10 protein-coding genes and 2 pseudogenes are annotated in these 13,238 nt (G+C 58.9%); 9 read left to right on the top strand and 3 right to left on the bottom strand.

The window, feature by feature from the left end; all coding sequences use genetic code 11:
* Nucleotides 1-18 precede the first annotated feature (18 nt).
* The 7 genes from fahA to ACQKRQ_RS25430 all read left to right on the top strand — a co-directional run bounded on the left by fahA (nt 19) and on the right by ACQKRQ_RS25430 (nt 7,394).
* Nucleotides 19-1,341 carry a fumarylacetoacetase gene (fahA, locus tag ACQKRQ_RS25460; RefSeq protein WP_427480194.1) on the top strand — a complete coding sequence of 441 codons (1,323 nt, stop codon included), beginning with the start codon at nt 19-21 and terminating at the stop codon, nt 1,339-1,341.
* Between the two features lie 54 nt (nt 1,342-1,395).
* Nucleotides 1,396-1,770: a DUF485 domain-containing protein gene (locus tag ACQKRQ_RS25455; RefSeq protein WP_427480193.1), complete on the top strand. Its 375-nt coding sequence runs from the start codon at nt 1,396-1,398 to the stop codon at nt 1,768-1,770.
* Nucleotides 1,763-3,349: a solute symporter family protein gene (locus ACQKRQ_RS25450; RefSeq protein WP_427480192.1), complete on the top strand. Its 1,587-nt coding sequence runs from the start codon at nt 1,763-1,765 to the stop codon at nt 3,347-3,349. The genes ACQKRQ_RS25455 and ACQKRQ_RS25450 overlap by 8 nt, the downstream gene beginning before the upstream one ends.
* A gap of 135 nt (nt 3,350-3,484) precedes the next feature.
* Nucleotides 3,485-3,988, top strand: coding sequence for a DUF302 domain-containing protein (locus ACQKRQ_RS25445; protein ID WP_408180910.1), 504 nt, complete (start codon nt 3,485-3,487; stop codon nt 3,986-3,988).
* Between the two features lie 49 nt (nt 3,989-4,037).
* Complete coding sequence (locus tag ACQKRQ_RS25440) at nt 4,038-5,075, top strand: NADP-dependent oxidoreductase (protein WP_427480190.1); 1,038 nt, start codon at nt 4,038-4,040, stop codon at nt 5,073-5,075.
* A 157-nt stretch (nt 5,076-5,232) separates the two neighbouring features.
* Nucleotides 5,233-6,201, top strand: coding sequence for a transcriptional regulator GcvA (gcvA, locus tag ACQKRQ_RS25435; protein WP_132380997.1), 969 nt, complete (start codon nt 5,233-5,235; stop codon nt 6,199-6,201).
* 167 nt (nt 6,202-6,368) lie between these two features.
* On the top strand, nt 6,369-7,394 hold the full coding sequence (locus tag ACQKRQ_RS25430; protein WP_427480188.1) for an NADP-dependent oxidoreductase: 1,026 nt from the start codon (nt 6,369-6,371) through the stop codon (nt 7,392-7,394).
* A gap of 54 nt (nt 7,395-7,448) precedes the next feature.
* Here ACQKRQ_RS25430 and ACQKRQ_RS25425 read toward each other — a convergent pair.
* A pseudogene (locus ACQKRQ_RS25425) lies at nt 7,449-7,610 on the bottom strand (phenol hydroxylase); the annotation flags it as partial.
* 390 nt (nt 7,611-8,000) lie between these two features.
* Nucleotides 8,001-8,480 (bottom strand): hypothetical protein, encoded by a 480-nt coding sequence (locus ACQKRQ_RS25420; protein WP_427480186.1) that lies wholly within the window; start codon nt 8,478-8,480, stop codon nt 8,001-8,003.
* A 1,874-nt stretch (nt 8,481-10,354) separates the two neighbouring features.
* Here ACQKRQ_RS25420 and ACQKRQ_RS25415 point away from each other — a divergent pair.
* Nucleotides 10,355-11,047, top strand: a complete 693-nt coding sequence (locus ACQKRQ_RS25415) for a phosphatase PAP2 family protein (RefSeq protein WP_427480303.1) — start codon at nt 10,355-10,357, stop codon at nt 11,045-11,047.
* Nucleotides 11,048-11,637: 590 nt separating this feature from the next.
* Entirely contained in the window at nt 11,638-12,579 is a 942-nt protein-coding gene (locus ACQKRQ_RS25410) for a substrate-binding domain-containing protein (protein WP_427480185.1), read from the top strand.
* A 147-nt stretch (nt 12,580-12,726) separates the two neighbouring features.
* Here ACQKRQ_RS25410 and ACQKRQ_RS25405 read toward each other — a convergent pair.
* Nucleotides 12,727-13,069: pseudogene (locus tag ACQKRQ_RS25405) on the bottom strand (PDDEXK nuclease domain-containing protein); the annotation flags it as partial.
* Between the last annotated feature and the right edge of the window lie 169 nt (nt 13,070-13,238).

The following is a 13,238-nucleotide window of genomic DNA, read 5'->3' as shown; positions in this document are numbered from 1 at the left end:
GAATGAATCGAGACGAACATGCAACACACTCTGAATCAGACGCATGATCCCGCTGCGCGCAGTTGGGTCGAGTCCGCTAATGCACCGGCGGGCGACTTCCCCATCCAGAACCTGCCGTTCTCGGTTATCCGTAGAAGGAATTTCGATGAGGCGTTTCGGGGCGGGGTCGCAATCGGCGATCAGGTCATCGACATCGCCGCCTGGGCATCTCGTGCCGGTCTGAATGGAATCGCGGGCGAGGCTGCGCGGGCATGCGCGCAGCCCGTGCTCAACGAGTTCTTCTCAATGGGTCCGTCCGCATGGCGCGAATTGCGACACGCGCTATTCGCGGCGCTTCATGAGCGCGCCCCTTCGGACGATCGCGCGGCGATCGAGGCATGTCTGGTCCCGCTAGCAGAAGTGGAATACAGCCTGCCAGCGCAGATCGGCGATTACACGGATTTCTACACCTCGATTCATCACGCGACCAACATCAGCACGCTACTCGGCCTGAGCGGTGTGGGCGCCAACTTCAAATCGATACCCATTGCTTACCACGGCCGGGTTTCGAGCATCGGGCTAAGCGGTCAGCGGTTCCGACGCCCGGCGGGTCAAATCATGCTTCCGGGCGAAGATGCACCGATCTTCTCGCCGTCGCGCAAGCTGGACTACGAGCTCGAACTCGGCATCTACATTGGACAAGGCAATGCGGCTGGCGAGCCGATCGATCTGGATCAGGCCGACAGCCATGTTTTCGGGCTATGTCTGCTCAACGACTGGTCCGCTCGCGACATTCAGGCTTGGGAGATGCAGCCACTAGGGCCGTTTCTGGCGAAGAATTTTGCCACCACGATCTCGCCGTGGATCGTGACCATGGAGGCACTGGCGCCGTTCAGGCTTCCCCTGCCGCGCCCGGACACAGATGGAAAGCCGCTGCCTTATCTGGATTCCAGCCGGAATAGCACGGCGGGCGCCATCGATATCCAACTGGAAGTCTGTATGGAGACTTCTCGCCATAGAGCCGGGAATCTCCCGGCGACGCGACTCTCACTGACGAGCTTCAGGCATCAGTACTGGAGCATCGCGCAGATGGTCACGCATCACGCCGTGGGCGGCTGCAATCTGCGTGCTGGAGACCTGCTTGGCAGCGGCACCATTTCAGGTCCGGAGAAATCGGAAGCGGGCGCGCTGATGGAACTAGCACGCAACGCAAGCGAGCCGGTCACGCTGAGTACGGGTGAAAAGCGCAGCTACGTGGAGGATGGCGACGCCATTATCCTGCGCGGCTACTGTGAGAAAGCAGGCTTTGCACGAATCGGATTTGGAGAGAGTCGCGGCGAAGTCCTGCCAGCAAAACTCTAGTGATCAAGCCTCTTCAGATGTCTGTCATGAACACCATAACGGAGGAGACCCGACATGCAATCCATGGAATCAATCAACGCGGAGTTCGAGAGGCAAAACGTGACGAAAGTCAGATCATCCGGCTTGTCCCTCGTCGAGAAGACGCGAGCGCTCGCAAAGTTCCGGAACCGCTTCGTATGGTCATTGCTTTACACCTCACTGGGAATCTATTTCGGCCTGTTGATCGCAGTGCTGGAGTTTCCTGGCGCGATGTCCCTATCCGTCTACGGCGAACTCAACCTTGGACTGCTCGCGGTAGTCGTTCAGTTCGCGCTCACGATCGCTACCTTCTGGGGCTACTGCGCATGGGCCGAGCGAGTCTACGACCCGAAAGCGGCCGAATTGCTTCGCAGCGCGTCTGCACAATCGAACGGTGATCGACATGAATAATCTGATCAGTCATGGCGGGCTCAGAATCATCGCCTTCGTAGGATTTATCGGACTCAGCCTCATTCTGACCGGATGGAGCGCTCGCCGGTCGCGCGGAACCTCCGGATTTTTCGTGGCCGGACGCGATCTGTCGCCGTTTCAGAACGGCCTCGCGCTGGCGGGAGACTTTATGTCCGCCGGCTCGTTTCTCGGTGTGACGGGACTCGTTTCCCTGTTTGGATTCGACGGCATCGTGTATCAGGTCGGCTTCATCGCCGGATGGATCATGATCATGCTGATCGTCGCCGAGCCGGTCAGAAACTGCGGCAAATACACCCTCTCCGATGTGGTCGCACTGCGTTTGCGCAGCCGCGGAGTTCGAGCGGCCACATCGGTTTCCTCGCTGATCATTTCGTTAGCCTATCTACTCGCGCAACTCGTTGGCGGCGGCGCACTGGCCAGCCTGCTATTGCCGATCGGCACCAACGCCGCGATCGTGCTGATCGGCGTACTCATGATCGCGTATGTGCTGTTCGGCGGAATGGTGGCCGCGACCTATGTGCAGATCGTCAAAGCCGTCCTCGTCTGGACTGCCGGCGCGGTGCTCGTGCTGCTTGCGCTCGCGCATTTCTCCTTCGACGTGGGCGCGCTGTTCAATAAGGCACGCCTCTCGTCGTTGCGTCCGGCGCAGTACTTTGTGCCGGGAGGCTACTTCAAGGATCCGCTGGATACGCTGTCACTCACGCTCGCTCTCGCGTTGGGCACAGCGGGCCTGCCGCACGTCATGACCAGGTTTTACACGGTGCCGTCCGCCGTCGCGGCGAGAAAGTCAGCGAAAATCGGTCTGATTGTGATGACGTCTTTTGCGGTAATGATGATCGTGCTCGGATTTTCCGCCACCGCGATCGTGGGACCGGCGGCGATTCTCGCCACACATAGTTCAGGAAACAGCGCCATCACCCTGCTCGCCACGACACTCGGCGGCGGTGCGGGTTCTGCCGGCGGCGAACTTCTTCTCGCTTGCGTTTCGGCAATTGCCTTCGCGACGATCCTTGCGGTCGTCTCGGGCATCATGATTTCCTCGGCCTCGACCATCTCTCACGACATCTTCGGCCAACTCTTCTCGGCGTCTGGCGACAAGGAGCGTCGGCAGGTCGTGATCGCGAAGATCGCAACAGTAGTCTTCGGTATGGCCGCGATGGGACTCGCGCTGCTCGTCAAGACGTTTAATGTCGCGTTTCTCGTAGGGCTCGCGTTCGCCATCGCGGCCAGCGCAAACTTGCCCGTGGTTCTCTTCTCGATGTACTGGCGGCGTTTTACGGATCGAGGCGCCGTGGCCGCAGTGCTCGCCGGCACGCTTTCCTCGATTGGTCTCGTGCTGCTGGGGCCGGCCGTCATCGGAGCAAAAGGCATCATCTTCAAGGATTCCACCCCGCCTTTCTGGCTCTCGAATCCCGGTCTGTTCAGCATTCCGGTGGGCTTTATCGCGGGCTGGATCGGATCGGTCACGACACGTCAGAACGCCGGCGACGCTTCCTTCGATGCTCAGCAACTTCGAATGCTAAGCGGCCTTGGAGCGGAAGCCGCGTCGGAACACTGACCCGAGAGAGCGCGCTCTACCTACCTGTCGAACAAGGAGACAACAGTGATTAACTTACGTACTGCCGCTTCACGAGTTGCATTGTCTACGGCCGCCGTTGCTGCGATCAGCATGCACATGTTCTGTGCGCCCGCGATGGCGGCGACCGTCGAGGTATCGGAAACAAAGACGATTATCGACCACGTGACCGTCTCTTCCAGCAAACCCTACGCTTCCGTCAAACAGGATCTGGAGAGCCGCCTCGGCCGACTTGACGATCATATCCGCACGCTGCTGAAGCAGGACAAGGTCGACGAATTGCGCGTCGCCCTTCAGAAAGCCGCCGGCAACGACGGTCTTGTGATTCACTACATTGGGCTGCATGGAGATTGGCTCGTGCTGAAAGGACAGCGCCGGAACGGCACTGAGTATTTCACCGGCAACGTTCTCACCGCGACTGAAATGACCAGCGTCAATATGGCGGCGGGACTGTACGCGCCATTGCGTATCATGGTCTACGAGAACGCACAGGGTGGCACGACGATCGAGTACGATAAGCCGTCGACCCAACTCAGCCAGTTCCACAGCGCCCAGATCGACGTTCAAGGCCGTTCGCTCGACGCTCGGCTCGCGAAGCTCTGTGCTTCGGTATTGCAATAGAATCGTACTGATCTGACGAGCCAACGTCCTGACGAAGCGGAAATCCACCATGAAAATAGACACTTTCAAACAGATCGTTCTTGCCTCTCGTCCCGATGGACAGCCAACCGTCGACAATTTCCGTCTTGAGCAAGCCACGCTGCCGGACACGCCGCCGAATGGGCTGCTGCTTCGTGTTTTGTACCTGTCGCTCGACCCGTACATGCGGGGCCGAATGGATGCGCGCAAGTCGTACGCGCCCTCGGTCGCAATCGATCACAAGATGGTCGGTGAAGCCGTGGCCGAGGTCATCGAATCCGGACATCCGGACTATCGCACAGGTGAACTCGTACTCGCACCAACCGGATGGTGCGACTATGCGGTGATCGACGGTACTGGATTGCGCAAGGTCGACCCCGATCTCTCGTCACCGTCGGCTCGGCTCGGCGTGCTCGGCATGCCGGGATTCACCGCTTATGCCGGCCTCATGTTGATCGGCAAGCCCAAACCCGGCGATACGGTCGTCGTTGCAGCGGCTAGCGGTCCGGTCGGCTCACTCGTCGGGCAGCTTGCGCGAATAGCCGGGGCGCGAGCAGTCGGCATCGCGGGCGGTTCGGAGAAGTGCCGCTACGTGTTGGACGAACTCGGTTTCGACGCCGCGATCGACCATCGCGCGCCCGACATGGCCGAACAACTGGCTGCGGCTTGTCCGGATGGAATCGATGTGTACTTCGAGAACGTCGGCGGCAAGATATGGCAAGCGGTGCTGCCTCTGCTGAACCGCTTCGCGCGTGTGCCAGTTTGCGGCCTCATCGCGCAATACAGCGGCGATCAGGAAAACGCCAACGGCCAGCTTGCGGCCACGATGCGCCAGATACTGACAAAAAGCCTTCTGGTGCGAGGCTTCATCAACTACGAGTTTGCCGACGAACATTATCTTGAGTTTCTGCGCATCGTGTCCAACGGTATTGGCGAAGGACGGATTCGCTGCAAGGAAGATATCGTCGACGGTCTCGAGAAGGCCCCGGAGGCATTTCTCGGCATGCTGGAAGGGCGCAACTTCGGCAAAGTAGTGGTGCGGGTGGCGGACCCGGCCAAGTTCGACTGATCGAAGTGCCTGCAAACTCAAGGGGTAGAGGCAGGTGCCTGGCCTGGCCGTAAAGCGAACACGCTCCCTGCGCGCGCCACGATATGCTAACTTAGGGCGTCCGGGCGCCAACCGCGTCGAATCATTGCTTACTCCAAGGCTGTAGTTTTTCCACCGTATGCTGTCCCCAACCAAAGTGCCACGCCTTCCCCCTTTAAACGCGCTGCGGGCATTCGAAGCCGCCGCGCGTCATCTCAACTTCCGTGTCGCCGCAGAGGAAATAGGCGTAACTCAAGGCGCAGTTGCCCAGCAGGTGCGCAATCTCGAAGATGTTCTTGGACTTCAGTTGTTCGATCGACTGCCGCGCGGGCTCGCGTTAACTACCCATGGTTCGATCTACTTCTCATCAGTGCAGCGCGCGCTAACGATCATCGCGAACGCAACGGAAGCGCTCGCACACCGGGCATCGAGTTTGACAGTGAGCACGACGCCTTCATTTGCGTCGAAATGGCTCATCCCACGGCTGGCAACATTTACGGACGCTTATCCATCAATTGAAGTGCGCGTGATCGCAGATCAACAACTCTCGACTTTCAAAGGCGATGGAGTCGACATTGCAATCCGCCACGGCAAGCCGCCTTTCGGTAAAGGACTCGCTGCCGATCCGCTCTTTCCGGTCGACATCTATGCCGTCTGCAGCCCTTCATTGGCCGACTCGAGACGACCACTGAGGAAGCCGTCCGATCTGAAGCGTCACGTTTTGCTGCATGATTCACATGACCTGTGGCCTGAATTTCTCGAAGCGCTGAACGGAGGAGAACAGGTCGATCCGAGTAAGGGTCCTCGATTCAGCCAGTCCGCCCTTGCAATCGATGCCGCGATATCGGGCCAAGGCATCGCGCTGACCAGCGAGCAACTCGTGGAACGGGATCTCGCCGCCGGCCGCCTGTGCCGCCTCTTCGATTTCGCGCTGCATCTCTCGCTGGGCTATTACGTCGTCTATCCCGAGGACCGGCGCGACTCGGAGACTATTCGGGCAATGCGAGACTGGCTGATCACGCAGGCCCAATATGAACTAAAAGCAGCGACAACAGCAAAGCGATCGCAAGGAGGCAGTAGAAAAACTACTGCCAAGCTGGATAAATAATGATTCGACGGTGGCTGTCCATAAAACTAAAATATCGCTGCACGAAACCAGCCGCCAGAGATCGCTGCGTTGCCTCGTCAAATCCGTCATACCAACATCGCAAAGACTTCGCGCAACTCAAGTGAATCGTTCCCACCGCATCGCAATTCACACCGGAAATCCAATCCATGAACGCACCCTATTCGAATCGCCAATGGTTCTATGTAAAACGTCCCACGAGTCGCGTTGGATCGGAACACTACGAGCTTCGTGAAAGCGAAATTTCGGGACCGTTGGCGGAGAACGAAGTCATCGTTCGCGCACGGTACATCAGCGTGGATCCGTATATTCGCATTCAGCAGCACGAGCGCAATACGTATGACGTGCCTCATCCCCTCGGCATCGTGCAACGCTCCGGTGTAGTGGGAGAAGTGGTCGAGTCGGCCAGCCCGCTGTTCGTCAAAGGCGACTGGGTGTCGACTTATTCGGGTTGGCAGTTATATGCACGGTGTCATCACAGCGAATTGACCAAACTCGATCCGGCAAGCGCGCCCGTTTCCACGGCACTCGGTGTGCTCGGCATGCCGGGGCGTATCGCCTGGTTTGGTCTCATGGAAGCCGGCCGGCCGCGCCCTGGTGATACCCTGATTGTTTCCGGCGCGGCGGGGGCCGTCGGCTCGCTGGTTGCACAGTTTGGGAAAAAGGCGGGCTGCAAGGTCGTCGGCATTGCCGGTGGTCCAGACAAGTGCCGATTCCTGCTCGACGAACTGAAACTGGATCGCGCGGTCGATTATCGGGAACACAAGACGCATGAAGACTTGACGAGCGCGCTGCTCGAGGCCACAGGAGGGGTGGACGTTTATTTCGACAACGTCGGCGGCCCGATCACGGATGCCGTGATCCCGCTTATCAAGCGCCGAGCCCGCATCGTGATTTGCGGGGCGATCAGTCAATACGACGGTGGTTTGGACACGCCGGACGTGGGACCACGATTTCTACAGCACATGCTCTTTCAGCGCGCCACCATTCAGGGCGTGCTGGCAAGAGACTACACCAATCGTATGGACGAAATGGTGGCGCAAGTGGCGCCTTGGGTTAAAAGCGGTGAGATCGTATTCAAGGAGACTTTCGTCGATGGATTCGAACAACTGCCTGCTGCGCTGAATAGCTTGTTCGAAGGCGGCAACATCGGCAAGTTGCTCGTGAGGGTTTGAGAGAATTCGTTTTGCGCTCGTAAAAAGATCAAGACCCGCGCCCGGCCGCATCGCTCAAATCGACTTGAACAGGGGACTCTTCGCGAGTGCCTCCGCGCGGTCCGCGCTGGTGAGAAACTTCTCCGTGTAGATGTCGCGCTCGAACAACTGGCCCTGCATCAGAGTGCGGATCGCCGCTTCAATCATCATGGGCGGCCCGCAAAGATAGGCCTTGTGAAGTATGGTCACTCACCCGCAAGGCTGTCCAGCCCCTCCGCGACGTTGTCGCGGCCAGTTCCGTGAGCCAGCCGGCGCGCAGTCTGGCTGCCTGATCTTCGGCCCGCATCGCAAAAAGTCGGTGTTGCAGTCCATCATGGGATCCATGGATTGAAACGCATCATGGACAGTTCGTGTCGCGGGGCGTCACCGGAAAGCAGGCGACACTAGCGTTTTTCGTTCATTTTGTGAGTTGCGAAGTCTTTGGCTTCCTGCACATTTTCACGATGCGTCAGTGTGATAATGCGATCGCGGCCAATCGCCATGCAATGCAAATGCACCTGCTGCTTTGCGCGCTTTGCCGCGTCTATCGCAATGTGGCAATACCGGAGGGTTTCGCGCGTTAAACGGTCATTGGCTCACCCGCGTCCCAGACTCGACATCCTCAGGCTTTTTCGCGGGCCTTTCCGCAATTGCAGCCCCCACTTGCGCAACGGCGCCCGCGGCCCATAGTGCGGAAGCCACCTTAGGAGCTACCGATGCCGTGGCATCGAATACCGCAACCGTATCCGCTATGGCCGCGCCAAGATTGAATCCCCCACTTGCGAACTTTAAAGCGGAGGCGTGGCTGTAGCCGTTCCAAAGCTCCGTTCCGGCTTGGGCCATGTTGAGCCCTGCACTCAGTCCCCACGCGCCGCCGGAAAAACCGCCCGCAACTTTTGCCACGACATGGCGACTTGCTGTTGTCGCATCCGACACGCCAGCACCCAGATTAGCAACACCGGATATCATTTGCCCTGCGTGAGATGCAATTCTGGTCGCTAGGCTACCGACTGATAGATGGCTTTGCGTGCCGATACCCGCTACCAGGCTGGCCGTGTTGCCGACCATACCTGCCGCTGCACCGCCCGTCCAAAGAGCACCAGACGCGGCGGTACTTATCACCTCGCGTTTCGGGATTGTCGCGACGCCGGCAGCGATGGCGCCCCCTAACTCGAGTGCCCCCGCGATACCTCCAGCGTATCGAGAGGCTAGAGGTGCGTTCCCTTCTTTAGAAGCCGCCATGCCAGACGATTGGGCGCCGCTACCGGCGGGGTCCACTGACGTCGTGTGAGATGCAGCGTTGGCGGGTGCTTGCGGACCCAGTTGCGGCATCCGCTGCAATGGGATCGAATCGCTCGTCGAAAACGTTCGACCTCCGGCTGTTGACGGTGACGTACCCCACCGGACGGACGATGAAGCTCGCGCTGCCGACCCGGGGTCCTTGACTGACCTGAGACCGGACAATGGGCCCGTGATCTCGGGGGAAGTTGGAGGTTGCGAGCCGCTTAGCGCTTTTGACGCTGATGTCGTTTGCGGGTCGTGGCCATCGTCGATTGCTGGCATTTTGCTCGCTGGTGCTTCAATTCTCACGATATGAATACTCCCTTTAAGTTTCGTACCACATCATGATCAGAGATATCCGCGCGTGTTATTTGACAGCAAAACAGTGCGTGAGCCGAGGCGTGGTCGGCGCACGCTTGCGAGGCTTCAAGCTGACGGACCACTTGTGGATAATGTCGCACCGTAATTGCGTCGCACACAGGAAACTTGAACGGGTTGACTTTATATTGTCAGGAATTCCTCGGCACGTAAAATTGCTGTAAAACGGCGAAGACACGGATCGCAATGCGAATACCAAGACGTTCTCAGTTTTGTACGTGCAGAGAGCATACGTCGCTTATAACGAGGTGCCGATTCATCGATTGTACGGGGTCACTCTGCCCCCTTCCTGAGCCACGCCCGCGAAGCGACGGGCAGGACTTATGCCTTGAGAGTAGGATGCCGAACCCCATTTACCTTTTGTGAATCAGCGTATCCGTCCCCCCTTGCCGCCTGAATGGCCCTTTCCGCCTCGTCGCGATGTCGCGGGTCGCACCTTCGGCTACCTTGTCGCGCTTCAATATCGCGGCGCCGATGTGTGGCTCTGGAGCTGTCGTTGCGGCGGCAGCGTGACTGCCGAGTTGGAGGCGGTAGAAGGCGGCAGAACGCGTGATTGTGGCTGCCGTGAGCAGCGTCGTGTGTGGCGGTCCCGCCCAGGCTCACCTGCGCTGCGGGGCGGTGAGGTGTTTGGCCAGCTGACGACCGATCGGTACGCTGGCGATGGTTTGTGGGTTTGCCGGTGCGACTGCGGTGTTGAGGCAACAGTGAGCGCCGGGCGCCTGCGACTGGGCAAGGCGCGTTCGTGCGGCCGCTGCTTCGGCGCTTCGACCGACTGACCGGCACGGTTTGCTCGGTCTGGTCATGGCATGCGACGTTCTTTGCAAGCTGTCGTCGGTGTCCTGGCATTAACCCCGGCATGTAAGCTCTATCTCGACGTTCCAATATGACCCGGTACAGACTGTCATCATCCGGCGAACTGTGCGGCGCGTCTCGGAGTGCAGCGGACATTCGAGGAATGAGATCGTTGGCGGATTCTCGGTCGAAGCTCGTTTGGGTCACCCAAGGACAGCGGCCGGCATTTCCGCTGCGGCTATCGACGCGCTGATCGACGAGTATCGAGCAGGTGTCGCCATAGCTACCCGAGATTTTCCGATGGACGTGGCCGACGCGGTGTTCGTCGGCATACGCCGCCCGAAGAGGAAACCCGCGCAGTAAGCCGTCAGTGAAAGTTGGCGATGAAATTGCGCAGGGAAAGTTGTCAATGAAAGTAAGCACCAAAAATGCAGCGCATTCGGTGGGTTATGCTAACCTCGATGCGACTAGCTCAAATTTCTTACAAAATAATGAATAGCTTCGATTCCTCTATCGAAACATATCTGTCCAACCTACACTTCGGTCATTTCGCGACCCGATCCATAGAAGGCATCGCCGACCTTTATACCTTCAAAGGCCTCGTACTCATTCCCATGCTGTGGTGGATGTGGTTTCAGCAGGACGAGCGCCGCGACTGGCGGCGAGAAATGGTTCTCGCGACGCTTCTCAGTGGCCTCGTGGCGCTGTTCGTTGGAAGACTGCTGACTCACTGGTTGCCGTTCAGAGTGCGCCCCGTCTATAGCGCCGAACTGCATCTGCACTTCGCAGGTGGCGATATCAAGGACGCACTGCTGACTAATTGGAGTTCCTTCCCGAGCGATCACGCGATGCTATGGATGGCGGTCGCCACCGGCATCTTCCTCGTGTGGCGCGGCATCGGTGTGCTGGCGATTCTCTATACCGTGCTGTTCATTTGCGTTCCGCGCGCCTATCTCGGCTTTCACTACCCAACCGATTTGCTGGTGGGCGCCGCTGTGGGAATCGGAATTACCTATGTCATGACGCGAGATGCGATCCGCGTGCGCTACGCGACTTCGGCGCTGCGATGGATCGAACGCTGCCCGGGACCTTCAGCGATGCTGGCGTTTATTCTGTGCCTCGAACTCGTTACGCAGTTCGACGAACTGCGCACGCTGGCGAGCAGTGTGCTCAAACATCTATGAACCACGCGTTGCGGCACGGCGCTGGGAGCATGTCGGTGGTGCCGCCCGAGCGAGTGATTTTATCGAAGCCAGGTTCATCGACGCGACACGCGTCGTTGTGATCGAAGCGGCCGCTCAGAAAGCCAAGCCGACGTCCGAATGACCGATCGATCGCACGAACGAATGGCGGCAGATGGCCGAAGCCGGAAGTACATTGCTCCATCGCACTGAGCCATCCGTGGCAGCGGCCCGACTTCTGTAGCTGACCCGGTGCGAACCTTCGCCCCACCCCCAAGCGGGTATCCGTTTGCGACCCTTTGACTTCATCTGCGCGGCGCATGGCCAACGCTTTCTTCCTCGTAATGCAGGACATGATTTGCGCATTGCAGCTAAGGGGATGACCTCAGGTCTTCCAGGTCGTCGATCCAAGCTGCAGACAGGGGATGGATATCCGAAATCAATTGACACAGCCGTCGGGCGCAATTAGTTTCCCAGTGTTTGGGACAAGTCATCCGGGTGATTCCACGTTGACACGGGCTAAATCAGTTGCGGCCCTTTGGGCCGCGCTGCATACGCAGCAGAACCCATATTCGGCACCACAGCAACACTCAATGCGCAGAACGTTTTCACTTCTTGTAGCGGTTACTGCATTGGCGGGGGCAGTGCAGGCGGCGCCCGCCACGCAGATCGGCGTAGTGCTCGCTGGCTCGGGCCTGGATTTCTGGGCGACGATGAGCAAGGGTATGCACCGTGCCGCTGACGATCTCCATGTCGAACTGATAATGCGCAGTCCTTCCGACGGCATGTCACTCGGCGCACAGCCCAATATCCAGTTGAGAATGATCGACTACATGGTGAAGAGCGGCGTAGCGGGCATCGTGCTGGCGCCCGAGCCACTGCAAGATGTAGCGACTCCGATTTCGATCGCCGTTCCTACGGTACTCGTCGACCGCAGCAGCACGGATTACAACGCGATCGCCACCGTAAGCACCGACAATTTCGCGGCAGGTAGAACTGCCGCGCTGAGTCTGGTACCCGTTCTGCACAAGGGCGCCAGAATTGCAGTGCTGAGACTCGCGCCGAATATCAGTTCGACGACCGCGCGTGAAGAGGGGTTTTTGACCGTCTCACGTGAAATGGGGTGGCGTGTCGTCATCGCCCCCTATGTCGGGTATCAGTTTCGCGAGACGGAAGCACAGGTGCGCAAGGCCCTGTCCGCTGACGTAGGGCGCCTTGACGCGGTCTTCGCTCCGAACGAGACGACGGCCTACGGCGCTTTGCATGTCGTCGAAGAGATGCCCGTCAGCACTCGTCCTCGTCTGGTCGTGTTCGATTGGCGCCCGGAATTTCTGGATGCACTGGAACACAACGTGATATACGCGGACATTGTGCAGGACCCTTACCGTATGGGTTATCAGTCGGTCGAGACGCTGATCGCTGCGTTGCAGGGCCATCCGCCGCGTCCAAAGGTATTCGTCGACGTGGTGACGGTGACACGCGCGAACATGAATGAGCCGGCTATACGCGCCGTGATAGCCAACTACAATCGATAGCGATGCGGGAATGAGCGCGCGCCCCGAGTCTGAAAGCGGATTCAGGCGGTAATCGTCCTTTCCGTTCGAAATCAGGCAGATTCTCCGGAAGGCATTCTTGCGAGGCGCTCAGGGTGATCCTGATCTGTCGGACGTCGGGACCGGATCTCACGCAGCCCCGGTACGCCGCTCCAGTTCCGCTGTCGTGCGCTCCAGCGCCTGCACGATCATCGCCTCATCTGGCAACACTGTCTGGTATTCCGCCGACAATCTTGTTCGGCAGGTTGTCCAGCGCGTAGGGTGCTTCGGCCGCACCTTTTTCGGCGCAAAGGAACAGGCCGAAAGGTGGATTCTCCCCAGGCTTCATCCAGTGCTCGCGCGCGTAGTTCAGATAGAGATGCATCTGCCCGGCGTCCGCATAGCTGAAGTGACCGACCTTGAGATCGATGATGACGAGGCATATCAGACGTCGATGGAAAAACACCAGATCGACCCTGAACCACGCTTCATCGCCAGTGATCGTGGCTCGCCGATTCCACCTGAACGTGCGGCCTGAAATGATCGGTGATCGCCTGGCCGCGCGGGCACCGGCCAGGTTCCTGTTCATCCTGCTGTTCGGGTGCAACTCCATTCCGCTGCCTTTGTGTACGCCCTCTGCGTCGTTTGCGTGCGCGCGCTGG

The sequence above is a fragment of the Paraburkholderia sp. NPDC080076 genome (assembly GCF_050281145.1).
Classification (GTDB): Bacteria; Pseudomonadota; Gammaproteobacteria; order Burkholderiales; family Burkholderiaceae; genus Paraburkholderia.
This window is presented reverse-complemented; position numbering and strand designations above follow the sequence as displayed.

Coding starts and splice junctions, on each gene's coding strand:
- ACQKRQ_RS25440 (WP_427480190.1), top strand. CDS start 4,038: ATGAAAATAGACACTTTCAAACAGATCGTTCTTGCCTCTCGTCCCGAT.
- ACQKRQ_RS25415 (WP_427480303.1), top strand. CDS start 10,355: ATGAATAGCTTCGATTCCTCTATCGAAACATATCTGTCCAACCTACAC.
- ACQKRQ_RS25410 (WP_427480185.1), top strand. CDS start 11,638: ATGCGCAGAACGTTTTCACTTCTTGTAGCGGTTACTGCATTGGCGGGG.
- ACQKRQ_RS25455 (WP_427480193.1), top strand. CDS start 1,396: ATGCAATCCATGGAATCAATCAACGCGGAGTTCGAGAGGCAAAACGTG.
- ACQKRQ_RS25445 (WP_408180910.1), top strand. CDS start 3,485: ATGGCGGCGACCGTCGAGGTATCGGAAACAAAGACGATTATCGACCAC.
- fahA (WP_427480194.1), top strand. CDS start 19: ATGCAACACACTCTGAATCAGACGCATGATCCCGCTGCGCGCAGTTGG.
- ACQKRQ_RS25430 (WP_427480188.1), top strand. CDS start 6,369: ATGAACGCACCCTATTCGAATCGCCAATGGTTCTATGTAAAACGTCCC.
- gcvA (WP_132380997.1), top strand. CDS start 5,233: ATGCTGTCCCCAACCAAAGTGCCACGCCTTCCCCCTTTAAACGCGCTG.
- ACQKRQ_RS25450 (WP_427480192.1), top strand. CDS start 1,763: ATGAATAATCTGATCAGTCATGGCGGGCTCAGAATCATCGCCTTCGTA.
- ACQKRQ_RS25420 (WP_427480186.1), bottom strand. CDS start 8,480: ATGGTCGGCAACACGGCCAGCCTGGTAGCGGGTATCGGCACGCAAAGC.